Origin of the sequence: Paraburkholderia sp. BL6669N2, from assembly GCF_003387275.1 — a bacterium.
GTDB lineage: Bacteria > Pseudomonadota > Gammaproteobacteria > Burkholderiales > Burkholderiaceae > Paraburkholderia.
This window is the reverse complement of sequence record NZ_QUNA01000001.1, coordinates 45,717-70,568: the sequence shown is the minus strand read 5'-3', so window position 1 is coordinate 70,568 and position 24,852 is coordinate 45,717. Positions and strand designations below refer to the sequence as shown.

Below are 24,852 nucleotides of genomic sequence, written 5' to 3'. Positions count from 1 at the left end.
GTGGCCGTGCGTCATGCGAGCCGAATAACCGATCTAAGTAGAACTACTAATAGATTAAATTTGAGCCGTTCGCTTCTGCCTTGCATGAACGCTGGAGAGAACCTGATCTCTATAACTCGTCGCGCCTGGAACTTTTTGCGCAAACGTCACACGCGTTTCATGGGAGGCAACAATAGCAGGACAAAAAATGTACGGTCAAACTTTTTTTGATGGCGACATACTTAGTTTAGAGCGGTAACTCTAACTCATGCCAAATTCGCGCCGCTTTAAAAGAATAAGCGTTGGTGGAGCAGATAAGCATTCGGATGTTTCTGCCCGACAATTGGGAATTTACTGCACTTCCGGCGTGCATCGATGCACGAAAAACTACCGGACGAACGCCTAAACCGGAATGCTGAGGTCCCACTGGGCAGGCGTTCAGACGCCCTCGCAGCGTGACTTGCGTGGATGGCGGGCATGACGTTGTCGTGGTAATCGGGCGCGGGGGGTATGACCGCCGCCGACGGCGAGACGATAGCAGAAGGAAAGAAGCCTTTAAAAATATTTTTAGCGGTATTTACGACACTCTTTATACGCATCCCAATTGCACGCTGAATTGAATTACAAAACAATTCCAATAAATTACATTACGCCGACAAAGCGAAGGATGGCGGGGACAAGCGATGTCGGTGCGGCGTGAACGTCACAAGCAGAGCAATTCCGCGCGGACCGAATGGCCTCGCCGGAGTGACATGAATCACGCGTCGGCAAACTCCCGCGGGTTCGACAAACAAATAAACGAGCAGGCAGAAGCGGCGCGCCCTCAATCGCGCCGCTCCGCTGCATTAGCCGTTCGTGCCCTCTCCCGCCGTGACAGTGTTGTTGTCGCGCGATCGCGCGAGAACCGGCCGCAACGCGGCGCCCGTGTGACTCGCCGCAATGCGCGACAAGCCTTCGGGATCCGTAGCAGCGACGATCGAGCCGCCGCCTACGCCGCCTTCCGGACCGAGGTCGATGATCCAGTCCGCCTCGGCGATCACATCCAGATCGTGCTCGATAACGACAACGCTATGGCCGCCGTCCGCGAGACGATGCAGCACGCGAATCAGCTTGGCGACGTCGGCCATATGCAGGCCCACGGTCGGTTCGTCCAGCACATACAAGGTATGCGGCGGCTTCTGCCCGCGCCGCGTGATGTCGTCGCGCACCTTGCTCAATTCGGTGACGAGCTTGATCCGTTGCGCCTCGCCGCCGGACAACGTGGGTGACGGTTGGCCCAGCGTGAGATAGCCGAGCCCGACGTCTTTCATCAATTGCAATGGATGAGCAATGTTCGTGATGGGCGCAAAGAATTCGACGGCTTCGTCGATCTCCATGGTCAGTACGTCGCCGATATTCTTGCCGCGCCACGTGACCGCGAGCGTCTCCGGATTGAAGCGCTGCCCGTGACACACATCGCAAGGCACTTTCACGTCGGGCAGGAAGCTCATGCCGATGGTGCGCACGCCCTGCCCCTCGCAAGCCGGGCAACGGCCTTCGCCGGTATTGAACGAGAAACGCGAGGCCGTGTAGCCACGCGCACGCGCCTCGAGCGTGCCGGCGAACAGCTTGCGGATCGCATCCCACACGCCGATGTAGGTGGCCGGACACGAACGCGGCGTCTTGCCGATCGGTGTTTGATCGACCTCGAGCACACGGTCGATGGTTTCCCAGCCGGTGATCGAATCGCAGCCCTGCCACGCATGCGTCACGTTCAAGGGCGCGCGCGGCGCCGTGCGCGCCAGCACGCTGGAGCGCCGGTTCGCCGCGGGCTTTTCCTCGGCCGCCGCACGCGCGCGCCGCGTGGCCGGCGATGACAACACCGAACGTCCGACGGCGTCCAGCAGATTGGTCATCAGCACGTCGCCTGCAAGCGTCGACTTGCCGGAACCGCTGACGCCCGTGACCGCCACTAGCCGCGAGAGCGGAATGCCGACCGTAACGTTGCGCAGGTTATGCAGCTTGCCACCATGCACGGTCAGCCAGTTCTCCGGCACCGCGGCCGTGCGCTTGCCCGGCGCGACCACTTCGCGACGCGGCTGCAGCGGGTGCACGATGGGCTGTGCAAGAAACTGTCCGGTCAGCGAATCGGGCTGCGCCGACAGATCCGCCACACTGCCCTGCGCGACCAGCGTGCCGCCGCGTTTGCCGGCGCCCGGCCCGATGTCGATAATGTGATCGGCACGGCGGATCGTGTCCTCGTCGTGCTCGACGACCACCAGCGTATTGCCCTTGTCACCGAGCTTGCGCAACGCGTTCAGCAGAATCTGGTTGTCACGCGGATGCAGACCGATGGTCGGTTCGTCAAGCACATAGCAGACGCCTTGCAGGTTGCTGCCGAGTTGCGCGGCAAGCCGGATGCGCTGCGCTTCGCCACCCGACAGGCTCGGCGCCGCACGATCGAGACTCAGATAGCCGAGGCCCACTTCTTCGAGAAACTGCAGACGGCTGCCGATTTCGCTCACCACGTCACGTGCGATTTCCGCATCGCGACCGGTCATCTCCAGCGTGTCGATCCAGGCGCGCGTGTCGGACACGGTCCATTGCGCGACATCGACAATCGCCTGCGCGCCGAACGTGACCGCACGCGCGGTGGGATTCAAACGCGTACCGGCGCAATCCGGACACGGTTCGTCGACAAGCCCTTCGGGCTCCTGCTCTTCCGACGGCAGGCTTTGTTCGCGGCCACGATTGTCGTCGACGACGATCGTATCGTCGTACACCGCGCGTTGTTCGCGCGTGAGGGCCAGGCCCGTGCCGACGCAGGTCGTACACCAGCCATGCTTGCTGTTGTACGAGAACATGCGCGGATCGAGTTCCGGATAACTCGTGCCGCACGTCGGACACGCGCGCTTGGTGGACAACACCTTCACCGCGCCGAGTTTCGCCGTGGCGCGGCCACCGCTGATCGCGTCGTGCAAACCGTCCAACGGCGCCAGCAGATGCATCACGCCCTTGCCGACTTCCAACGTCTGGTCGAGCGCCCGACGCAGTTCGGTTTCGTTGTCCGGCGACACGACGAGGTCGGCCACCGGCAACTCGATCGTATGCTCGCGGAAACGGTCGAGCTTCGGCCACGGGTCCACCGGCACGAATTCGCCGTCCACACGCAGATGAGTATTGCCGCGCGCTTTCGCCCACTTCGCCAGATCCGTGTAGACGCCCTTGCGATTCACGACCAACGGCGCAAGGAAACCGACATGCTGCCCCTTGTGATCGCGCAGCAACTGCGCCGCGATCGATTCGACGCTCTGCGACGTGACCGGCGTGCCGTCGTGAATGCAATGCTGCAGACCGAGCTTCACATACAGCAGACGCAGGAAGTGCCACACCTCGGACGTGGTCGCCACGGTACTCTTGCGGCCGCCGCGCGAGAGCCGCTGTTCGATCGCGACGGTCGGCGGAATGCCGTACACGGCGTCGACCTCGGGACGTCCCGCCGGCTGCACGATGGAACGCGCGTAGGCGTTCAGCGATTCGAGGTAACGGCGCTGCCCTTCGTGGAACAGAATGTCGAAGGCGAGCGTGGACTTGCCCGAGCCGGACACGCCGGTAATCACGTTGAATTTGCCGTGCGGAATGTCCACGTCCAGCGATTTCAGATTGTGCTCGCGCGCGTTGACGATGCGCACCACGTCCTCGCCTTCGATCGCCCGGCGTGCGCGCGCGGCGCTCAGCGCTTTTTGCAGCGGAATGCCTTGCGACGCCGGTTCGGCCGCCGCGCCCATGGCGCGGTCGTATTGCAGCAGCGCTTCGCCGGTATGCGACTCCGGACATGTTTTGACGTCTTCCGGCGTGCCGGCGCACAGCACGCGCCCGCCGCCGTCGCCGCCTTCGGGACCGAGGTCGATCAGCCAGTCGGCCGCGCGGATCACGTCGAGATTGTGTTCGATCACGATCAGCGAATGGCCGCTTGCGAGCAGCTTGCCGAACGCCTGCATCAGCTTGGCAATGTCGTCGAAATGGAGGCCCGTGGTCGGTTCGTCGAACATGAACAGACGCTTCGCCACCGCTTGCTTCGCACTGCGCGCGGTCCGCGCCTGCGCCGATTCCGCGAGAAAACCGGCGAGCTTGAGCCGCTGCGCTTCGCCGCCCGACAGCGTGGGCACCGGTTGGCCGAGCTTCACATATTCGAGGCCCACATCGACGATCGGCTGCAGTACGCGCAATACTTCGGCATCTTTAGCGAAGTACGTGGTGGCTTCGCTCACCGTCAATTCCAGCACGTCAGCAATACTCAGCGCGCGCGCCGGTTCGCCACGTTCGATCTTCACTTCGAGCAGTTCAGCGCGGTAACGCCGCCCGTCGCAATCGGGGCAGCGCAGGTACACGTCGCTCAAAAACTGCATTTCGATATGTTCGAAACCTGAGCCGCCGCAGGTGGGGCAACGGCCTTCGCCCGAATTGAAACTGAACATGCCAGGGCCGTAGCCGCGCTGCTGTGCGAGCGGCGCCTTGGCGAACAGTTTGCGGATTTCGTCGAACGCGCCGACGTAACTCGCCGGATTCGAGCGCGCCGTCTTGCCGATCGGCGACTGGTCGACGAACACGACGTCGGTGACCTGATCGGCGCCGCTCAGGCTTCTGAACGCGCCGGGCGATTCCGTGGCGAGTCCGAAGTGCCGCGCCATGGCCGGATACAGCACGTCTTGCAGCAGCGTGGATTTACCGGAACCCGACACGCCCGTCACGCAGACGAGCCGCTCCAATGGAATCTCCACCGTGACATCGCGCAGATTGTGTTCGGTCGCGCCTTCGAGCACGATGCGCGGCGTGGTGGCATCCACCGGCCGCTGCGACCAGTGCGCCGCGTCGGCCACATGCCGACGGCCGCCGAGGTACTCGCCGGTGAGCGTGCCTGACGAACGGATCGCCTCGGGCACGCCGTCGTAAATGATCGAGCCGCCGCGCTCGCCCGGCCCCGGACCCATGTCGATCAAACGATCCGCCGCGAGCATTACGGAGGGATCGTGCTCGACCACCACCAGCGTATTGCCCGCATCGCGCAACCGGTGCATGGCTTCGACGATGCGGTTCAGATCGCGCGGATGCAAGCCGATACTCGGTTCGTCGAGCACGAAGAGCGTCTTGGTGAGCGAGGTGCCGAGCGCCGTGGTCAGGTTGATCCGCTGCACCTCGCCGCCCGACAAGGTGCGGCTTTGCCGGTCGAGCGTCAGATAACCGAGGCCCACGTCGCACAGATATTTCAGGCGCGTGCGCACTTCGGCGAGCAGCAGTTTGAGTGCGTCGTCGAGCAAGGCGCTCGGCAAGCTGATTTCGTCGAAGAAGCGCCGGATGCGCTCGATCGGCATCAGCATCAGATCGTGCACGGTCAGACCGGGCAACGCTTCGAGTTGCCCGCGCGTCCAGTCGACGCCGCGCGGCAGGAAACGCTTGCCGGGCGGCAGCACCTCGTCCGCGTTCGCCTTGCTGCCGAGGCGCCACAACAGCGATTCCGTTTTCAGGCGCGCGCCGCCGCAGGTTTCGCACGGCGTATAGCTGCGGTACTTGGACAGCAGCACGCGAATATGCATCTTGTACGCTTTCGATTCGAGATACTCGAAAAAGCGTTTGACGCCGTACCAGTGGCTTTGCCACTTGCCGTTCCAGTCCGGCGAGCCGTTGATGACCCAGTCGCGCTCGGCGTCCGTCAACTCGCCCCACGGCGTGCCGCGACGGATATCGGCTTTCGCCGCGTAGCGCATCAGATCGTCCTGGCACTCCTTCCACGCGGGCGTTTGCATGGGCTTGATCGCGCCGTCGCGCAGCGTCTTGCGCGCGTCCGGAATCACCAGCCCGAGGTCGACGCCGATCACGCGCCCGAAGCCGCGGCAGACTTCACACGCGCCGTACGCCGAGTTGAACGAGAACAGCGCGGGCTGCGGGTCGGCGTAGCGCAGATCGCTTTCCGGACTGTGCAAGCCGGTGGAGAAACGCCAGATTTTCGGTTCGGCTTCCTGACTTTCCGGCCCTTCCGACGAGGCCGGCAGCACATAAATATTGACGCGCCCGCCGCCGCGCTTGAGCGAGGCCTCGATTGCCTCCACCACCCGCTGCTTGTCCACCGAACGAAGCCGGAAGCGGTCGGCCACCACGTCGAGCAGCTTGCGCTTGCCGGTAGGCGAATCGACTTCGCGCTGCGCCTGGACGCGCGTATAGCCGCTGGCCGAGAGCCATTGCTCGACTTCCTGCTCCGACGCGGATTCCGGCAACTCGACCGGGAACGTGACCACCAGTCTCGGTTCGTTCTCCGCCGTGCGTTCGAGCAACTCCGCGTAGATCGTTTCCGGTGTGTCGTGACGCACCTGATGAGCCGTCTTGCGGTCGAACAGTTCGGCGGCGCGCGCGTAGAGCAGCTTCAGGTGATCGTTGAGCTCCGTCATGGTGCCGACGGTGGAACGCGAACTGCGCACCGGATTGGTCTGGTCGATCGCGATGGCCGGCGGCACGCCGTCGACACGGTCGACTTGCGGCCGGTCCATACGGTCGAGAAACTGCCGGGCGTAAGCGCTGAATGTTTCGACGTAGCGCCGCTGCCCTTCCGCATACAGCGTGTCGAACACGAGGCTCGACTTGCCGGAACCGGACGGGCCGGTGACGACCGTCATTTCGCCGGTTCGTACGTCGAGGTCGACGTTTTTGAGGTTGTGCTGGCGTGCGCCGCGAATCCTGATAGTGCCGTTTGTGCCGTGTTTGCCGTTAGATGCCAATTTTTCCGACCGTCTGAATGAGTGGACCACCTCTCACGGACGCCTCGCGACCGCGCAAGTTCGGTGCGGCTGGCCGGCGGAGATGCACGCCGAAGCCCTGCTCGCAACGGGATACTATACTGTATATTTATACAGTTTTCCACGACGCGGCAGGGCGGTGCCTGGGAGGCGCGTCAGGCGGTGGCCGGCGGCGAAAAACGCGCGCCGCTGAGCACGGCAGCAAGCGTTGTGCCGATCGGAACGAGAAGGATTTAGAGCCGCTCGAAGCGGCGGGAGTGAGAGCCGCTGTCGCGCTAGGCTTTTGCGAGCCTGCGAGAGGTCGCGACGGGCGCGTCGCGGTTGACGGCAAACGCTTTCCGCGCTGATCGGCCCACTGACAGCATCGTAGCTGCCGGCGTCGCATCCAGCGCACCGCTTTCCCCCAGCGCATACGCCACGCACCGTCTGGCGAGCACCTCGGTCGGATCGACCAGCCTGACGACCAGGCCACCCGCGCGCGCCAGCGTCGCATCGCGCAGCAACAGCGGCAACTCGGTACAGCCCAGCACGATCACCTGCACGCCTTGCGCAACCAGATCGTCGACGGCAGCGGCGAGATCGTCGCAACACTCGCCCGACGTGAAGCCCGCCTTCGCGCCTTTCGGCCCATAGACGGCATTCATCAGCCGCGCCTGCGCCGCCTCGCCGGGCGCAACCTGCACGAGCCCCCGCGCTTCAAGCGACCTTTCATAGACGCCGCTCGCTAGTGTCCCTGAAGTGGCGAGCACGCCGATTTCACGCAGCCCCGGAAAGTTTTCGTGCAGATAATCCACGGTACAGGTCAGCATATTGACGATCGGAATGCTGAGCGACGGCTGGATCCGCTCGACGAACGCATGCGCCGTATTGCACGGAATCGCGATGAGATCCGCGCCGCCCTCCTCGAGCGTCTTGCAGGCGGCATACAGTGCGAGCGTCGGATCGTCGCCGTTACCGAGCAGCGCGGCGGTGCGATCCGGAATCTGCGGATTCTGCTCGACCATGATCTTGATGTGGTCCTGATCGCACGCGGCGGGCGTATTGCGCACCAGCTTGCCCAGAAAGTCGACCGTCGCCGCAGGCCCGACGCCGCCCAGCACGCCCACCTTGAAGCGCCGCTCGTGCTGCGAAAAGTGAGCTGCCGCGACGTAGCGCGCGTAGACCAGATTGGTGTCGACGAGCGACACGTCGACCCGGCCGAGCGAGCGCGCGACCAGCGCGATTTCAGCAAGGCCCGGCAGAATGATTTCCGCGCCCTGTGCGATGAGGTCCGCGCACGCCGCGCGCAGCAACTCGACCGGGCGTCCATGGAGACGGCCGTTGCGGATGCCTTCATCGCTATAGACGGCGCTCGTCACGCAATCGACGCCCGCTTCGTCGCGCGGATGCAGCACGTCGAACCGCGTGGCGTCGAAATAACGCTCGAAAAGACCGTTATTGCGGATGGCGTCCGAAGTCAGCACGCCGATCCGCCGCACCGACGGAAACGCTTGGCGCACGTGCGCCGACAGCGCCGTCATGATGTTGGCGACCGGCACGGCGACGTTCGCCGAGAGTTCTTCGATGAAGGTATGGCTCAGGAAACACGGCAGCACGATTGCCTCGACGCCGCGCTTTTCAAACGCGCGCATGGTGTCGAACACGTGAATCTTGAACTGCGCGTTCGCCTCGCTCTGCGAGGCCGGCCCTTGCCAGGACCGCTGCTCGAGAATCAGATCGTAGGGCCGCGCCGCGCCTGGCCGGTCCCAGGCAGCGGTCAAGCGGCACAGAACATCGGCGCTGGCGAGCTGCGCCGCGCCCGTCACTACGCCCAGCGCACGATAGCGATTCATGATGACTTCCCCCGACGTTTTTTTTTGCCGCCCGCCTTGATGGTAGGCGGCTTCTGCGCGGTTGAGGATGACATTATGTGGGCCGACTATGACGTGGGGTTAACCACGACCGACGAATTACCTTGTGTTCACGATCTGATCATCGCGCAGTGCGCAGGAGCGGGCTTCAGTCCGTTGATTCGCTACGAGGCGCGCTTATGGCTGACCGTCGATGGTCGGCTTCGGCATGGGCGTGGCGCTGGTGCCGTACACGTTGCGTCAGATGCAGGATCCGCGCGTCTGCTTCTTGCCGCTAATGAGCAAGACGCTGATGTCGCAAGTGCTGCTGTTGCGCAGGAGCGGCGACGCGGAACCTGTGGCGGACCGCTTCGTCGAGCATCTCAGGGACGCCGGCGGCAAGCCGCCGGGCCGCACTCATTCGTCCGCTTCGCGGCGGCCTTCGTAAGCCGTCAGCAGCTTGTGGGCGACCATGTCCACGGCCGGTTTGACGAGCCCGTTCTTGTCGGTCCAGACCTTCGGCGTCAAGGTGCCGCTCAGCGCGACGCTGTCCGCGTCGCTCAACGCGAGCAGCGCGGTTTGCACGTCGTCGTCGAAGGCGATTACGTTGACGAAAATCGTGTCGCCGTCGTTGGTGGCCGCGCGCACCTTGCAGGTCACGAAACGCCTGCCGTTCTGCCCCGTGCGAATCTGCGCCTCGCCGTACAACCGCCCGCCCACCAGTCCATCGATCATCGCCCTGCTCCTCTTGTTGCGTACCGTGCGGAAAGCAGAATCGCCCAGCACGGCGCGTATGATCCCACGAGACGCGGCTGAGGCTGCACAAAAACGCCGCTCAGGCGCGAACCAACGGCGTGGGCGTCACGCGCCGATCGTCATATCGACACCGCGCACGAGGCGCTTCGCCAGCCGCGGTTGGCGCAACTGTTCGAGCCACCACTGCAACGCGCGCCCTTCATGATCGCCGCGCCACGCAACGTACAGCACGTTCGGCTCGCGCGGATCGGCCGTGGCCTTTTCGATCAGTTCGCCCTGCTTCAATAGCGACGCGACGCGCTGACGCGGTAACCAGCCCACGCCCAGGCCGTCGCGCTGCGCCAGGATTTTTGCGCGCATCGACGGCACGGCGAGCGACGCCTGTCCGCCGATCACACCGTAAGCACGCCCCGCCGTCGCACGCGATGAATCCGCCACCACCACCGCGCGATGTTCGAGGATTCGTTCGCGGCCGAGCGGTCCCTCGACGGCCGCTAACGGATGGCGCGGCGACACCGCGAACACCCATTCCATCACGCCGAGTTCGAACCAGCGCAGGCCGGGAATCGCCGGCGGCTCGTTGGTCGCGCCCACGATCAGATCCGCGCGGCCGTCGCGCAGCGCCTCCCAGGTGCCGCTCAAGACTTCGTGCGTAAAGCGCAGCTTGACGCCGGAGTTCAGCGCATCGAATGCGCGCACCACCGGCATCAGCAGTTCGAATTCGATGATCTCGTCCGTGACGATCCAGAGACGGTCTTCCCAGCCGCTCGCGATCTGCTTCACGCGCTGCGTCATGCGCGACATGTCGAGCATCAGACGCGCGGCTTCATCCGCGAGAAGCTGGCCGGCGGGCGTGAGTTGCAAGCGGTAGCGGCGCCGGTCGAACAGCAGCGCGTCGAAGCGCGTCTCCAGTTGCCGGGCGGCGTGCGAGACCGTGGACGGCGCCTTGCCGAGGCGCGCCGCCGCGCGCGACAGGCTGCCGGTCTCGCGAATCGCGTCGAGCAAAGCCAGTTCGTCTTCCGACAACATGTTCCATTCCTTCGAACGAGTTCGACGAAACGATGGTACGGCAAAGCGCCGATGCCAGTCCACTATGGTGATATGACGGCAACGTCGGCGGCGAGCACAGTTCGCGTAAGCTTTCGGAAGAGCCGCACGAGCCGCCGACGAGTCACTGCAAACGCCGCCGGTGCCGCGTCTGGAACATTCATTGCGCACGGCCGTAGCACGCCGACGCGCACGCACAAGGAGCAGCGACATGGGACTTTTAGTGGACGGGAAATGGCAGGACCGCTGGTACGACACCCACTCGACCGGAGGCCGTTTCGTGCGCAAGGACGCGGCCTTCCGCAACTGGGTCACCGCCGACGGCTCGCCGGGTCCGAGCGGCAGCGGCGGCTTCGAAGCGCAAGCGGGACGCTACCACCTGTACGTGAGCCTCGCCTGCCCGTGGGCGCATCGGACCTTGATCGTGCGGGCGCTCAAGGGCCTCGAAGCAATGATCGATGTCTCGGTCGTGCACTGGCTGATGCTGGAGAACGGCTGGACCTTCGCGGACGGCCCCGGCGTCGTGCCCGACAGCGTCAATCACGCAAAGTTGCTCCACCAGGTCTATACCGCCGCCGATCCTCACTACAGCGGCCGCGTCACGGTGCCGATCCTGTGGGACAAGCAGCGGGCCACGATCGTCAGCAACGAATCGTCGGAAATCATTCGCATGCTGAATTCGGCGTTCGACGGCATCGGCGCGAAGCCCGGCGATTTTTATCCGGCGCCGTTGCGTCCGCAAATCGACGCGATCAATGCGCGCGTTTACGACACGCTGAACAATGGCGTCTACAAGGCCGGCTTTTCCACCACGCAGCAAGCCTACGAAGAAGCCGTTACACCGCTGTTCGAAACGCTCGACTGGCTCGAAGCGCAACTCGCGACACAGCGCTATCTGACTGGCGCGCAGCTCACCGAAGCCGATATCCGGCTGTTCACGACACTGATCCGCTTCGACGCCGTGTATGTCGGCCACTTCAAGTGCAATCTGCGCCGCATCGCCGATTACCCGAATCTGTCCGCCTACACGCGCGACATCTACCAGTTGCCCGAAATTGCGCAGACGGTCGATTTCGCGCATATCAAACAGCATTATTACGAGAGCCATCGCGGCATCAACCCGACCGGCATCGTGCCGCTCGGCCCGGTTCAGGATTTCTCCGCGCCGCACGGCCGCCTAAGCGAGCGCCTTCACAGCGCGCCGCCCGACGTCGCCGCAGCCGCTTCGAAAATATCGCGCAGCCACTGCGCGAACACCCTCACCCGCGACGACAACTGACGGTTCTGCGGATACAGCACGGACACCGGCATGGGCGGCGGCGGAAAGTCCGCAAGGATGATTTTCAGCCGCCCCGCCGCCAGTTCGGCCGCCACCCGGTATTGCGGCACCTGCACGATGCCGAGCCCGGCGAGCGCAGAGCCGGTGTAGAGCTCGGTGCCGCTCACCGATACCGTCGACGGCAGGACCATCGCCACCTCGCGGCCCGCCACGCTGAATTCGAGCGGCACGGCCTTGCCGGTCGCACTCGACACGTAGTTGACCGCCCGATGCGTGGACAGCGCCGACGGCTCGGCCGGCTCGCCAAACGCGGCGAGATACGCCGGACTCGCGACCGTCACTTGCGCCAGTTGCGCGACGCGGCGCCCCACCATCGACGAATCCTGCAGATTGCCCGCGCGCAACACGCAGTCCACGCCTTCCCGCACCAGATCGACGAGCCGGTCGTCTTCGCCGATGCTCAGTTCGATGCCCGGAAAGCGCGCGAGAAACGCCGGCAGCGCGGGCACCACGAAATGCCGCGCCAGCGTGCCCTGCAAATTCACCCGCAACAAACCCTTCGGCGCGAGGTTCGAAAATGAGCCCTCGGCCTCCTCCATGTCGGCGATCAGACGCACGCAGCGGCGGTAGTACGCCTCGCCGTCGTGCGTAAGACGCACCGTGCGCGTGGTGCGTTCGAGCAGCCGCGCGCCGAGCCGCTGCTCCATGCGCTTCATCAGGTTGGTAACGGTGGCGCGCGGAATCTGCAGATCGTCCGAGGCGCGCGTGAAGCTTTGCCGCTCGGCGATCCGGATGAAAACCCGCATTTCCTCGAAACGGTCCATGGTGGGTGCCTGTCGTTGCCTGCGTGTGGCGCCGGTCGGGCGGCCGACGCGCTTATTGTTAAAGCAAATGGAATGGCGATGCCCAGTTTAACCTGATTATCCAGGCGACGAAAACGTCCATGATTTATCTCACCCACTCATCGGACTCAAGGAAGCGAATCGTGAACATGCTCAACAACGCTCGGGTCGCAATCGTCACCGGCGCATCGCGCGGCATCGGCGCAGCGGTTGCTCAACGTCTGGCCAAGGACGGTTTCGCCGTTGCGGTCAATTACGCATCCAGTTCGGCCGAAGCCGATCAGCTCGTCGCCGAACTCACGGCGGCGGGCGCCAAAGCCATCGCGGTGAAGGCCGACGTATCGAACGCCGACGAGGTGCGCCGCCTGTTCGAACTCACTGAACAGCAGCTCGGCAAGGTGGATGTGCTGGTCAACAACGCGGGCGTGCTCAAGACCGCGCCGCTCGCCGACACCAGCGACGCGCTCTTCGACCAGACTTTCGACATCAACGTGCGCGGCACCTTCAACACCTTGCGCGAAGCTGCGGCGCGCCTGAACGACGGCGGCCGCATCGTCAATTTTTCGAGCACCACGCTGGCGCTCAACATGCCGGGCTATGCGATCTACAACGCGACGAAGGCAGCCGTCGAGGCATTCACGCATGTGTTCGCCAAGGAGCTGCGCGGCCGCGGCATCACCGTCAATGCCGTGGCGCCGGGTCCGATCGCGACGTCGCTGTTTCTCGACGGCAAGACCGAAGAACAGATTCAGACCTTCGCGAAGATGCCGCCGCTGCAACGCCTCGGCCAGCCGGACGACATCGCGTCGGTGGTGGCGTTCCTCGCCGGCCCGGACGCGGGCTGGGTCAACGGCCAGATTCTGCGCGCCAACGGCGGCATTGCCTGACGCGCTCGATCCGTCTTTTCTCTGGGCGGGCTCCGGCGAGCCGCCCCGCTCTCATCGATCGGAGAAAAAAATGCAGAAGCAGATCACCTTCGTGACGGGCGCCGCTACGGGTATCGGCAAACTCGGCGCATAGTCTCTCGCCGAAGCCGGACATATCGTCTACGCGACGATGCGCGAGTTCGCGAAAGCGCAGGGCATCCAGTTGCATCCGCTCGAACTCGGCATGTTCAGCCAGCCTGCCTTCGGGCGAAGGCCCGCTTACACCGCCTTCGGATTGCGCTCAACGAATCCTTCCTGATGCCAGTACGGATAAGCGGGACGCACGGCGCTCGCCTCGTCGAGCTTCGCCATCTGCTCGGGCGTCAGATTCCAACCCACCGCGCCGAGGTTCTGCCGCAACTGTTCCTCATTGCGCGCGCCGATCAGCACGGTCGACACCGTCGGCCGCTGCAGCAGCCAGTTCAGCGCGATCTGCGGCACGGTCTTGCCGGTTTCCGCCGCGATCTCATCGATTGCATCGAGCACGCGGAACAGATATTCGTCCGGCACCGGCGGTCCCATGCCGGCGGTTTTATGCAGGCGGCTCGAATCGGGCAGCGGCTGGCCACGCTTGATCTTGCCGGTGAGGCGCCCCCAGCCGAGCGGACTCCACACCACCGCGCCCACGCCCTGATCGATGCCGAGCGGCATCAGCTCCCACTCGTAATCGCGGCCGACCAGCGAATAGTAGGTCTGATTCGCGACATAGCGCGGATAGCCGTAGCGATCCGCCACGTCCTGTGATTTCATCAGATGCCAGCCGGAAAAATTCGACACGCCGGTGTAGCGGATCTTGCCCGCGCGCACCAGATCGTCGAATGTGGACATGACTTCGGCGATCGGCGTTCTGGCGTCGAAGCCGTGCAACTGGAACAGATCGATGTAATCAGTCTGCAGGCGCTTGAGCGCCGAGTCGACGGCCCGGATCAGATGGAAACGCGACGAGCCGACGCTGTTCGGGCCGTCGTCGAAACGGAAGGTCGCCTTGGTCGAGATGATCGCCTTGTCGCGCTTGCCCTTGAGCGCCTCGCCGAGCACCGACTCGGACGCGCCGGTCGAATAGATGTCCGCGGTGTCGAACATGGTGACGCCCGCATCGAAGCAGATGTCGAGCAGACGCCGCGCTTCGGCGACGTCGGTCGCGCCCCACGCCTGGAAGAACTCGCCCTTGCCGCCGAACGTGCCCGTGCCGAAACTCAGTACCGGCACCTTGAAACCGGACGCACCCAGATGTCTGTATTCCATTGATGACTCCCCATGGCTTAGCCGTCGATAAACGGACGTTCAGTCTACGCGCGTCAGAGCAATCGCGTCGGCCAGCGCGCGGGAATCGTGGCGGGTGCGAACGGGGTCTTTATCGTGAATGCGCCGCGCCTGCTGCCCATGCGTTCAGCGCATCACGCGCGGCCTGTATCACACTGTCCCAATCGCCGAGCGCCGGCTGTCTGAACAGGCGGGCACGCGGATACCACGGCGTATCGGTACGCTCCAGCATCCACCGCCAGCAGGTGTCGAAGCGGTTCAGAATCCAGACCGGTTTGTCGAGCGCGCCAGCCAGATGCGCGGTGGACGTGTCCACGGAAATCACCAGATCGAGGTTCGCCACCAATGCCGCGGTGTCCGCGAAGTCATCGAGTTCTTCCGTGTAGTCGATCACATGTTCGCCCCGCGAGGCGCTGTCGAGTTGCCGCGCCGCCGGCCCTTTTTGCAGGCTGAAGAACTGCACGTTCGGCACGTCGAGAAGCGGCGCGAGTTGCGCGAAAGCGATCGAACGGCGCGCGTCGTTCTTGCGCAGTTCCGCGACATGCGGACGGTTTCCGCCGGCCCACACGAGTCCGACTTTGAGGCGCGTGTCTGCTTGCGCGTGAAGGCGGTCGCGCCATTGGCGAGCCGCTTCGGCGTCAGCGAAAAGATAGGGCGTTGCCGATGGAATGCTGTCGAGGCCGGTCCTGAATGCGAGCGGCAAACTCAGCAGCGGGCAGTGACAATCGAACGACGGCAGAGTTTGGCCGGCTTCGACCAACTGGTCCACGCCGTCGAGCGTGGCCATGAGACGCATCAACTCGCGCGGCACTTCGAGCACGACCTTCGCGCCGAGTTTCGACACCTGCGCGGCATAGCGGCTGAACTGCAGCGTGTCGCCGAGACCCTGCTCCGCATGCAACAGAATCGTCTTGCCGTCGATCGAAAAATCGCCGAGCCACAGCGGCTGCGCAAAACTGCGCCGGCTCGCCTTGATGCGGCTGCGCTCCCAGCGCCATTCATATTTTTGCCAGCCGGCTTCGAACTGTCCCATTTGCAGCAGGCACAGTGCTTCGTTCCAATGCGTTTCCGCAGCATCCGGATTCACGGCCAGGGCGCGTTCGTAACTCACGAGCGCGAGCGCGTGCTGGTTAAGATCGATCTGCGTGAGGCCGAGGTTGTTCCAGGCATCGGCGAATACCGGCGACAATTCCAGCGCCCGACGGTAGCAGCGTTCCGCTTCCTTCGGCTGATTCAGGTCGCTGAAGGCATTGCCGCGATTACTCCACGCGTCGGGATAATTCGGTTGCAGCGCGAGCGCGTGATCGCAGCTTGCGAGCGCATCGGCGGGACGGCCGAGATCGCGCAGCACGCACGCGCGATTGTTCCAGGCCTGCGCGAAATCCGGCGTCAGTGCAATCGCGCGATCGAAACTGCCGAGCGCATCGAGCGGACGATTCAGACCGGCTTGCGCGTTGCCGCGGTTATTCAGGGCGTCGGGGAATTGCGGCTGTAAAGCCAGTGCGCGATCGGCGCTCGCGAGGGCTTCGTCGAAACGCTGCAAGGCGTTCAACGCATAGGCGAGATTCGAATGAAGCGGCGCCTGTTTCGCATTGATGGCAAGCGCTTTTCTGAGCAACTCGACACCCTCTTGCAAGCGGCCCGCTTGCAGCGCCAACGCGCCGAGCAATTGCAGCGCGTCGAAATGACGTGGCTTGAGTTCGAGAATCTCACGATAGAGTTCTTCGGCCTCGGCGAATGCGCCGTTCTGCTGAAGCGCGACGGCTTGCCGAAGCATATGGTCCAGCTGTTGCGGCAGATTGGCGGGCTTGCTCATGCGGAGAGCTTCGATCGAATGCGCGTGAAAATCGTGAGAGCTTTCGGGTTGCGGGCGCCGCGCAAGACCAGGCGCGCAGCGGACTCGAAAGAGCGAAGCCGATTATCGCCGAAAACCACGCATCCGGACGGCCGCGCGTCACGCCGCAACGTGACGCGCGTTCAACCGCTTACTGCGCGGTCGGCAGGTGCTTACGCTTGGCGAGATCCTGCGCCATGGCGTAGTGCTCCTGGATCGTCGGCAATGCCTTCTTCGCCGCATCCTTCAACTGCTCGTCGCGGCCCGACGCGATTTCCGCCTGGAATGCCGACAGCGCTTTCTGTTCGCCGGCGAGCGCGACCTGTTCGATATACGCCTTGTCGAAATCGGCGCCACGCAGATTGTTGATGCTCGCGAGCACGGCTGCGTCGGGATCGTTCTTCGGCACGTCGACGCCGCGTGGGCTCGCCGCGCGCAGTGCGTCGGAGATTTTCGCGTTGTCAGTGGAGACGCGCTCCGCGAAGGCCTTGACGTCGCGGTCGGTAGAGCGCGAGGTCGCGATGCGCGCGGCGTCGCGTTGCGTCGCGACGGCCTTGGTTCCGTCCGCGATGAACGTCTGGTCGGCGGCATGCAGACGGCCGGCGTCTGCCGCGGCCGTTGCCGGTGCCGCCGGCGTTGTTTGAGCGTTGGCCGCGCCGGCGACGACGAGCAGTCCAGCCATGCAGGCGCTGGTGATAGTGGCGAGAGGCAAGCGGATCATACGTTCTCCTTGGGGTGGAAGCGAAACGACGGCGATGCGTGTGCGCCTCAGGCGTCGGGCCGACTACGTGCTTTCCTTGCAGTCGGCTTGCGGGCCGCTGACGGCGCCACGCTTTAATCGCTGTGAATTCTATGAGGCACGCCGCGCGGCATGTGATACGACGCTGTCGCTTCTGTAACGGCAGGTAACCTTCATATCAATGCCTTGACAGGCCTGTATTGCGGCCAACGTGTTCGTGCCGCCTCGCGTCCTCGATATCGGTTGCGTGTTAACCAGAGGATGTAAGGAAAACCGTGCGGAATCGCTGAACTTTCCGTCCGCCGCGCCGATAACAGAAAGGTAGGGCGCGCGCCAGGATCGAAGGACACGGTTGGATGGCGCATCACACGCACCGCAATCCTGGAGAGATTCGATGGCAGTAGAAAACCGCGCGAACGATGAACGCAGCAATCTGACGAGTTCCAACAAGTTCGAGTTGTTGCTGTACCGCCTGGGCTCGGTGCCCGGTAGCGACGCGCACGAGCTTTATGGCATCAACGTCTTCAAGGTGCGGGAAATCTCGACGATGCCCACGGTTACGCCGATCGCCGGCTCGTCGCCGTTCGTGATGGGCGCGGTGGATATTCGCGGCCAGATCATTCCCGTAATCGACTTGCCGCGGCTGATGGGGTGTGAGCCGACGCGCGGGCTGAATATTCTGCTGGTGACGGAGTTTGCGCGGTCGACCCAGGCGTTTGCGGTTGAAGAGGTCGACGACATCGTGCGGCTGGAGTGGAATCAGGTGTTGTCCGCCGAAGGTGCGGCTGGGGGCAATCTGGTTACCAGCATTGCGCGGATCGATGGGAATACCGGGGATTCGCGATTGGCGCAAGTGATCGATGTGGAGCAGGTTTTGCGGGATGTGTTTCCGTCACAGCATCCTAGTGTGGATCCGACTTCGGTTGGTGATGCGTTGGGGATTCCGCGTGGGGCGAAGATTCTTGCCGCGGATGATTCCGGGTTTGCCCGGAAGCTTATTGAGCAGGCTTTGAGTGCTATTGGCGCGGATTATGTGATGACCAAGACTGGAGAAGAGGCTTGGAATACCTTGCAGCAGGTTGCGCGTGAGGCGCAGGCTAACGGGACTCGTGTCAAGGATAGCATTGCGCTTGTTTTGACGGATCTTGAGATGCCTGAGATGGATGGGTTTATGCTCACGCGGCAGATCAAGGCTGATGAGCGGATGAGGGATATTCCAGTCATTATTCATTCTTCTCTTACTGGTGCTGCGAATGAGGCGCATGTGAAGAATGCTGGGGCTAATGGGTATGTGGCGAAGTTTGCTGCGGCGGAGTTGGCGAATGCTATTCGGAATGCGGTTGGGGTTGTGGGGTGTGGGGTTGCTGCTTGAGTGGGGTTTTTTGTCTGTTTTCCTAAGTTTGTTGGCCTTTCCTTGAGTTCTTTGTGGTCTATTGGCGTTGCCCCTGTGCGGGGCGGCACCTACTTTCTTTGCCTGCCGCAAAGAAAGTAGGCAAAGAAAGCGGCTTTACACCGCCAGCCCATAAGCGGGTCCCCCGCGCAGCCGCGGTAGTGGTGCATCTGGAATCTGTGCTCTCGCACATTCCGCCTCAGTGACAAGGGCGTCATTCTTCCGGCGGCGCTGCGCGCGCCGATGCGGTCGTTCAGCGAGCGGCGGCGTTCGGTGCGCGGTTGAGTGTGACCGAGTATGTTATTCGGCTCGTTTGGATGCCCATTGTGTTCAACATCTTCGGGGCGTGGAACGCCGCGAGTTTCGCTCGCTGCTCCTGCGTTCCAATGTCTAGTAACGCGAGTACTTCCGCGGCTATCGCGTACAGTACGCCGACGTTACCATCCTCGATTTTTATCGCGAGGCCCAGCGCGCCTTGCGCCCCTGCCTTCTTTGTCTGCTCCGATGCACGGACGCCTATCGCGTAGCTGCCGTCCGCGCCGACCTTGCCGACCAGCGCGCCGTCAAAAGCCCGCATCAGTTGCGTGCAGAAACGGCCCTCGCCCGCTACCCATTCGGAATACGTTGTCATCGCGCGGTAGATTCGGGCGAGCGCCGTCGTGCGCGCTGTGACGGAGCGTGCGTTCGACGATACGTCGTCTTGTGCGGCGGCCAGTTTCCCGAACAGGCGTGCAAGGCGATCGAGCGGAAAAGCCGGTGTCGGTAGATTGCAGCCGTCTGTCGCCCATTGCACCGCTTCGTCGGGTAGATCGCAGACGTCTGCGACCGTGTGTTTTACGCGCACCTGCATCGGATGATCGGGTCGTTCGTACCCCTCCATCGATGCGCCGATCGATTGCGCGCCGGCCAGCATGCCCGCGTGTTTGCCGGAGCAGTTGCTGCACACGCCGCCCGGCTTGAAGTCGCGTTTGAGCCAGTCGATGTAGACGGCGTCGGATAACGGTGGATGGCCGCCGCAGCGCAAATCGGCTTCGCTCGCCTGCGCCTTGGCCAGCATCCGGCGCGTGCGTTCGATGTGGCGCGCTTCGCTACTGTGCGAGGCGCACATCAACGCAAGGTCGGCTTCGTCGAAACCGAAACGCTCCAGTGCGCCGGTCTCCAACACCGCCAACGCTTGCGCGGGCTTCGCCGCGGAACGAGCCAGCGTCACGCGTGACGGATCGCCAAACGACGCCAATAGGCGGCCGCTCGCATCGACCACCGCGACGTGCGCCACATGCGTGTTCTCAATCGAAGCGCCACGGTAGACAGTCGCCGCAATCGGCCCGGTTTCGCGCGTGCTCATGCTGGTTCTCCTCGTCATCGATCGAATCACTGGGACTGCATTGAATCATGAATTGCGTGCGCAACTCCACTTTCGTCACGCGCGCGGTGGTTCTCATGCGGTATCGAGCGTGTCGTGAAGATGCTCGACGAGGTAGTCGATCAATGCCCTCACTTTCGGCGGCAAGAAACGATTCGGTGGATACAGCAGCCACACCGAGCCCACGTAGGCGCGCGCTTCGAGATTCCAGTCGGGCAGCACCTGCACAAGTGCGCCGCTGTGCAGCGATTCAGCGGCTGCAAATTCCGGTACACACGCTATGCCAAAGTTCTGCAGCGCGGCTTCGAGTCGCGCGCCGGCATGATTGGCGATGTAGCGACCCTTCACGTCGACGCTCTGTGTCTCCGTGCCGCGACGAAAGCGCCAGCGGTTGTCGTCGGCGGTCTCGCCGAGGTAAATGCAGGCGTGCTTCTGCAGATCGCGTGGCTGCGCCGGTGTGCCGCGCTCACGCAAATACGCCGGCGTCGCCACCAGCAGCCAGCGCACCGCGCCCAGCCGGCGCCCCGCGAGTCCCTGCGGCGGATGCTCGGTCAGGCGGATCACCAGATCGACATCGTCGGCGAGCGGGTCGACGTCGTGATCAGTGAACAGGAGTTGCAGATCCACTTCGTCGTAAGCGCGCAAGAAGCCGGCAATCAGCGGGTGGATCACCGACCTCGCGAACTGGGTCGGCGCGCTCACACTCACCTTGCCTTGCGGCCTGCCCGCCAATTGCCCGGCGGCGTCGACCGCACCCGACGCGGCGCTCACCATGTCGCGACAGAATCGCACCACCTGAGCGCCCGATTCCGTCACCCGCACCGTGCGCGTGGAACGCTCCAGCAACCGGCTCGCCAGCGCGTCTTCGAGCCGCTTGATCTGACGGCTGACCGTCGACGGCGTGCTGCCGAGTTGCCGCGCCGCCACCGAGAAGTTGCCGGCGTCGACGACGCGCGCAAAAACCGCCATGTCCGGCAGCAAGGCGAAAAGCTCGCTTGGGGTCATCGTTCCGGGTCCGTGAGTGTGGTCATGCATTGATGCGTTTTCGACACAAATGCTGTGCGCCGTGACCCGATTATCACGCGTGGCGCAAAGTTCGACAATACGGCCTTATTAGCTCGAGGTCGTCTATGTCGAAACAAGAACGCCTGCTCATGTTGTCCGATCTGATGCTGCTCGCCGTCGCCGTCGTGTGGGGCACCAGTTACGGCGTCGTCAAAAGCGCACTGGTGTTTTATCCGGTGCTCGGTTTGCTCGCGCTGCGCTTCGGCATCACCTTCGTGATCCTGTCGCCTGCCCTGCGCCACCTGCGCGCGGCCGACGCCCGCACACTGCGCGGCGTGCTGGTCGCCGGCGCGCTGCTGCTCGGCATCTTTCTCTGCGAAACCTTCGGCATCCTGATGACGCGCGCGGCCAACGCCGCGTTTCTGATCAGCTTGTGCGTGGTGTTGACGCCGCTCGTCGAATGGTTGCTGCTCAAGCGCAAGCCGAGCCGCGTCGAATGGCTGGCAGTGGGGCTTTCGCTGCTAGGCGCATGGCTGCTCGCCGGCGACGGTGAACTGAGCCTCAATCCCGGCGACGCGCTGATTCTGCTTGCCGCGCTGTTGCGCGCGTTGACGGTGTGTGTGACCAAACGCGTGATGCGCGATTCGGCGCTGCCGGCACTGTCGGTGACAGCGGTTCAGTCTGGCGTGGTGGCATTCGGCAGCGCCGCGGCCGCCTGGCTGTTCGCGCCGCAGCAGTGGCAACCCGTGCCCTCGATTGCGGATCATGCGGCGTTCTGGGGCTATGTCGGCTATCTGGTGATCGCGTGCACGCTCTTCGCGTTCTTCGCGCAGAACTTCGCGATCAAGCGCAGCAGCCCGACGCGCGTCTCACTGCTGATGGGCAGCGAACCGGCGTTCGGGGCATTGTTTGCCTGCATCTGGTTGGGCGAGCGAATTTCGGTGACCGCGTGGGTCGGCGGGGCATTGATCGTCGCGGCATCGATTCTGGCGACGGTGCGATGGACCGCGCTGCGCGTGAGCGCCGCGCAGGCCTGAAGCAGGGTGTTGCGTCGGTCAACGGCTCGGCGCCAGGTCCTCTTCGCGCTCCAGCGAGCGCGTGCGCCTGAGTTCCGGGAAGAAGCGCATCCAGAGCAAAGCGACCGCGATGGTCGCCACGCCGCCCACCAGCACGGCCGGTTGCGCGCCCCACCACCCCGCCGTCACACCGGATTCAAACTCGCCCAATTGATTCGACGTCCCGATGAAAAGCGAGTTGACCGCGCTGACGCGTCCCAGCATTTCTTCCGGTGTGCGCAGTTGCACGAGCGACAGACGCACGACCACGCTGATGGTGTCGGAGGCGCCGAGCACCATCAGCGCGACGAGCGACGCGAGAAATTGATGCGATAGACCGAATACGACCGTGGCCGCGCCGAACGCGATCACGCCGCCGAACATCGCCGCGCCCGGCCGGTTGCGCAGCGGGAAATGCGCGAGCCAGATAGTGCCCGCGAGGGCGCCCATGGCGGTGCCCGAACGCAACAGGCCGAGTCCGAGCGGCCCCGTGTGCAGGATATCGCGCGCGAAGATCGGCAACAGCGCGGTCGCACCGCCGAACAGCACGGCGAACAGATCGAGCGACAACGCGCCGAGAATCACCGGTTCGCGGCGAATGAAGGCAATGCCCGAGAACACCGATTCAAGCGTGACGGGTGCGCGGTTTGCCGGCTTCGCCTGTAGCGAGATGCCCGACACGGCTGCGGCCGCCGCCGCGAACGACAGCGTGCAGGCGAGATAGGCCGCGCCGGGGCCGATGCCGTAGAGCAGACCACCCAACGCCGGGCCCGCGATCTGCGCAGTCTGATTCGCCGAAGTGGCCCATGCCGTCGCTTTGGGCAACTGCCCGCGCGGCACGACGCCCGGCAACAGCGAAGCCACCGCTGGCGATTCGAAGGCGCGCGCCGCGCCAACGCATGCGGCCAGCACATAAATCATGGGTGCGCTGATCCAGCCGCCGAAGGTGCCGACAGCGAATAACAACGCTGCGACGCTTTCGAGGCTTTGGCAGATGGCCGCGATACGGCGGCGGTCGTAACGGTCGGCGACCTGGCCGACGACGAGCGTCAGCACGAACATCGGCAGAAATTGCGCGAGGCCGACGAGGCCGAGTGCGAAGGCGCTATGCGTGAGCGCGTAAATGTGCCAGCCCATTGCCACCGCGAGCATCTGGAACGACAGCGACGAGAGGATGCGAGTGCACCAGAAACGTTGAAAGGCGGGGTGTTTCGGCAAGCTAACGGATGAAGAGCCGGGCGGTTCGGCGGGCGCTGGAGGCATGGTGTTCGTGCTGTTGACTGGGCGGGCTTGGACGGCCGCCAGTTTAGAGCAAGATGATTTGTTTTGGTTTACGGCCTTGCGCGGCGCGCGTCGCCGGCAGTGACAAAACGGCTCGGCGCCTTCAGGCGAGAACCGGCGGACGCGCCCGGGTGAATCGGGATTCGACGAGCAGATACGAGAGGCCGCCGAGCGCCGCCGTCACCACGACGCCGGCCGCTACCGCGACCAAATACGCAAGCCGGATGTCCGCGAAATTGCGTTGCGCCAGCAGCGCAATGGCGGGATAAAAAGGCACGTGCCAGATGTACAGGCTATAGCTCGCGCGCCCTATTGACGCAAGCGGCTTGAATTCCAGCGCACGCACGATCGGCGAACGCGGAGAGGAATGGATGACCCGGTAAATCATCAATGCGACTGACACGGCTAGCAGCGTATATCCGAACGTCTGAAGCCACGCCAGGGTTTTGAACGGGACATTTGAACATGCCAACGCAATCCAGATCGCCATGAACATCGCCGCACCGAGTGCGCCTGCCGCTGCGGACTGCCTGGAACGAAGGTGGGAAGGCACGAGCGCCAGCAGGCAGCCTACTGCAATCGAGTCGATCCGGCAAAGCGTGAAAGTATAGATGCCGTTGTCGGAAATTCCGGCAAAATGGCACGCCACTCTGAACGATATCGCCACCAGCAGGAGCGCCAAGGCCGGGCGAAAGTACGAATGGAAACGGGCGACGAGAATCGGGAAGACGATATAGAAATGCCATTCCACGGCCAGCGTCCAGAAATGCGCCATGGTGAAATGTTGATCGGCCAGCGCGACCCGATCGCCGAACAGCGACTGCAGACTGGCCGTGAATGTCCATAGCAGGTACTCGTTTTTCAACACCTTGCTATGCGGGTCGATCAGCAGCGCGACAAGCGTGAATATCAGCAGGCTCGCGACGTAGGCCGGCAGCAACCGGATGGCCCGGCGCTGGATGAATTTTGCGTAGGACGCGACTGAATTGACGGGCCGCCTCAATAGCGTCGTGGTGATGAGAAAGCCCGAGATCACGAAAAACACGTCCACGCCTATCCAGCCGGTCGACGCGATACGCACGATGCCGGACCATGCGCCACCCGACTCTGAGAGGCTGCTGGAAAAATAGCTCGTGTAGTGGAATAGAACGACCAGCATCATCGAGATGGCTCGGAGTCCATCGAGGCCGGTCACGTAGCGCAAAGAGCTTGCGTCTCGGATGCTATGTGTCTCCATCCGCGCATTCTACAGATTACGGAATGTTTGCGGCGGCGAGATGCCAGCAAGGCTGGCGAGAAAACAAAAAGCCGTTGAATCCTTGGGGATTCAACGGCTTATCATTCGGTCCTGGCGGAGAGACGGGGATTCGAACCCCGGATAGGTTATTAACCTATACACGCTTTCCAGGCGTGCGACTTAAACCGCTCATCCATCTCTCCGGCGGGGAGCCGAATTATAGCAAACTTCGCGCGCCGCGCCATACCCATGCGCGAACC

Annotated in this window: 16 protein-coding genes, 1 tRNA gene and 1 pseudogene; 5 read left to right on the top strand and 13 right to left on the bottom strand. The window is 63.5% G+C overall.

Annotation, left to right across the window (positions count from 1 at the left end):
* Positions 1–824: 824 nt before the first annotated feature.
* Both uvrA and B0G80_RS00300 read right to left on the bottom strand, forming a co-directional pair.
* Complete coding sequence (uvrA, locus tag B0G80_RS00305; protein ID WP_116116480.1) at positions 825–6,758, bottom strand: excinuclease ABC subunit UvrA; 5,934 nt, start codon at positions 6,756–6,758, stop codon at positions 825–827.
* 263 nt (positions 6,759–7,021) lie between these two features.
* Positions 7,022–8,578, bottom strand: a complete 1,557-nt coding sequence (locus B0G80_RS00300; RefSeq protein WP_116116479.1) for an amino acid racemase — start codon at positions 8,576–8,578, stop codon at positions 7,022–7,024.
* 111 nt (positions 8,579–8,689) lie between these two features.
* Between B0G80_RS00300 and B0G80_RS00295 the strand changes: the two are divergent.
* Positions 8,690–9,023: pseudogene (locus tag B0G80_RS00295) on the top strand (LysR substrate-binding domain-containing protein); the annotation flags it as partial.
* Here the strand turns inward: B0G80_RS00295 and B0G80_RS00290 are convergent.
* The gene (locus B0G80_RS00290) at positions 8,993–9,310 is read right to left on the bottom strand and encodes a single-stranded DNA-binding protein (RefSeq protein WP_106285001.1); all 318 of its coding nucleotides are present in this window, start codon (positions 9,308–9,310) and stop codon (positions 8,993–8,995) included. The pseudogene B0G80_RS00295 and the gene B0G80_RS00290 sit on opposite strands and share 31 nt — an antisense overlap.
* A 126-nt stretch (positions 9,311–9,436) precedes the next feature.
* Positions 9,437–10,360: a LysR family transcriptional regulator gene (locus B0G80_RS00285; protein ID WP_116116477.1), complete on the bottom strand. Its 924-nt coding sequence runs from the start codon at positions 10,358–10,360 to the stop codon at positions 9,437–9,439.
* 229 nt (positions 10,361–10,589) lie between these two features.
* Between B0G80_RS00285 and B0G80_RS00280 the strand changes: the two genes are divergently transcribed.
* Positions 10,590–11,657, top strand: a complete 1,068-nt coding sequence (locus B0G80_RS00280; protein WP_258878784.1) for a glutathione S-transferase family protein — start codon at positions 10,590–10,592, stop codon at positions 11,655–11,657.
* Here B0G80_RS00280 and B0G80_RS00275 read toward each other — a convergent pair.
* Entirely contained in the window at positions 11,570–12,481 is a 912-nt protein-coding gene (locus B0G80_RS00275; protein ID WP_116116475.1) for a LysR family transcriptional regulator, read from the bottom strand. The genes B0G80_RS00280 and B0G80_RS00275 overlap by 88 nt on opposite strands.
* A 167-nt stretch (positions 12,482–12,648) precedes the next feature.
* Between B0G80_RS00275 and B0G80_RS00270 the strand changes: the two genes are divergently transcribed.
* Positions 12,649–13,386, top strand: a complete 738-nt coding sequence (locus tag B0G80_RS00270) for an SDR family oxidoreductase (protein ID WP_408967948.1) — start codon at positions 12,649–12,651, stop codon at positions 13,384–13,386.
* Positions 13,387–13,644: 258 nt separating this feature from the next.
* On the opposite strand, the gene B0G80_RS00260 is transcribed toward B0G80_RS00270, so the two are convergent.
* From B0G80_RS00260 to B0G80_RS00250, 3 genes are all read right to left on the bottom strand, one after another.
* Positions 13,645–14,670 carry an aldo/keto reductase gene (locus tag B0G80_RS00260; protein WP_116116471.1) on the bottom strand — a complete coding sequence of 342 codons (1,026 nt, stop codon included), beginning with the start codon at positions 14,668–14,670 and terminating at the stop codon, positions 13,645–13,647.
* 109 nt (positions 14,671–14,779) lie between these two features.
* Positions 14,780–16,504 carry a tetratricopeptide repeat protein gene (locus tag B0G80_RS00255; protein WP_116116469.1) on the bottom strand — a complete coding sequence of 575 codons (1,725 nt, stop codon included), beginning with the start codon at positions 16,502–16,504 and terminating at the stop codon, positions 14,780–14,782.
* Positions 16,505–16,673: 169 nt separating this feature from the next.
* Positions 16,674–17,243, bottom strand: a complete 570-nt coding sequence (locus tag B0G80_RS00250) for a DUF4142 domain-containing protein (protein ID WP_116116467.1) — start codon at positions 17,241–17,243, stop codon at positions 16,674–16,676.
* 412 nt (positions 17,244–17,655) lie between these two features.
* On the opposite strand from B0G80_RS00250, the gene B0G80_RS00245 reads away from it, so the two are divergent.
* The gene (locus B0G80_RS00245; RefSeq protein ID WP_106285009.1) at positions 17,656–18,633 is read left to right on the top strand and encodes a chemotaxis protein; all 978 of its coding nucleotides are present in this window, start codon (positions 17,656–17,658) and stop codon (positions 18,631–18,633) included.
* Between the two features lie 271 nt (positions 18,634–18,904).
* Here B0G80_RS00245 and B0G80_RS00235 read toward each other — a convergent pair whose 3' ends face one another.
* Positions 18,905–19,996, bottom strand: a complete 1,092-nt coding sequence (locus B0G80_RS00235) for an asparaginase (protein ID WP_116116465.1) — start codon at positions 19,994–19,996, stop codon at positions 18,905–18,907.
* Positions 19,997–20,089: 93 nt separating this feature from the next.
* Entirely contained in the window at positions 20,090–21,019 is a 930-nt protein-coding gene (locus B0G80_RS00230; protein ID WP_116116463.1) for a LysR family transcriptional regulator, read from the bottom strand.
* 125 nt (positions 21,020–21,144) lie between these two features.
* Between B0G80_RS00230 and B0G80_RS00225 the strand changes: the two genes are divergently transcribed.
* Entirely contained in the window at positions 21,145–22,056 is a 912-nt protein-coding gene (locus B0G80_RS00225; RefSeq protein ID WP_116116462.1) for a DMT family transporter, read from the top strand.
* Positions 22,057–22,074: 18 nt separating this feature from the next.
* Here the strand turns inward: B0G80_RS00225 and B0G80_RS00220 are convergent, their stop codons facing one another.
* The 3 genes from B0G80_RS00220 to B0G80_RS00210 form a co-directional block, all read right to left on the bottom strand.
* On the bottom strand, positions 22,075–23,337 hold the full coding sequence (locus tag B0G80_RS00220) for an MFS transporter (protein ID WP_116116460.1): 1,263 nt from the start codon (positions 23,335–23,337) through the stop codon (positions 22,075–22,077).
* 121 nt (positions 23,338–23,458) lie between these two features.
* Entirely contained in the window at positions 23,459–24,592 is a 1,134-nt protein-coding gene (locus tag B0G80_RS00215) for an acyltransferase (protein WP_116116458.1), read from the bottom strand.
* Positions 24,593–24,704: 112 nt separating this feature from the next.
* Positions 24,705–24,795, bottom strand: a tRNA-Ser gene (locus B0G80_RS00210).
* Positions 24,796–24,852 lie beyond the last annotated feature (57 nt).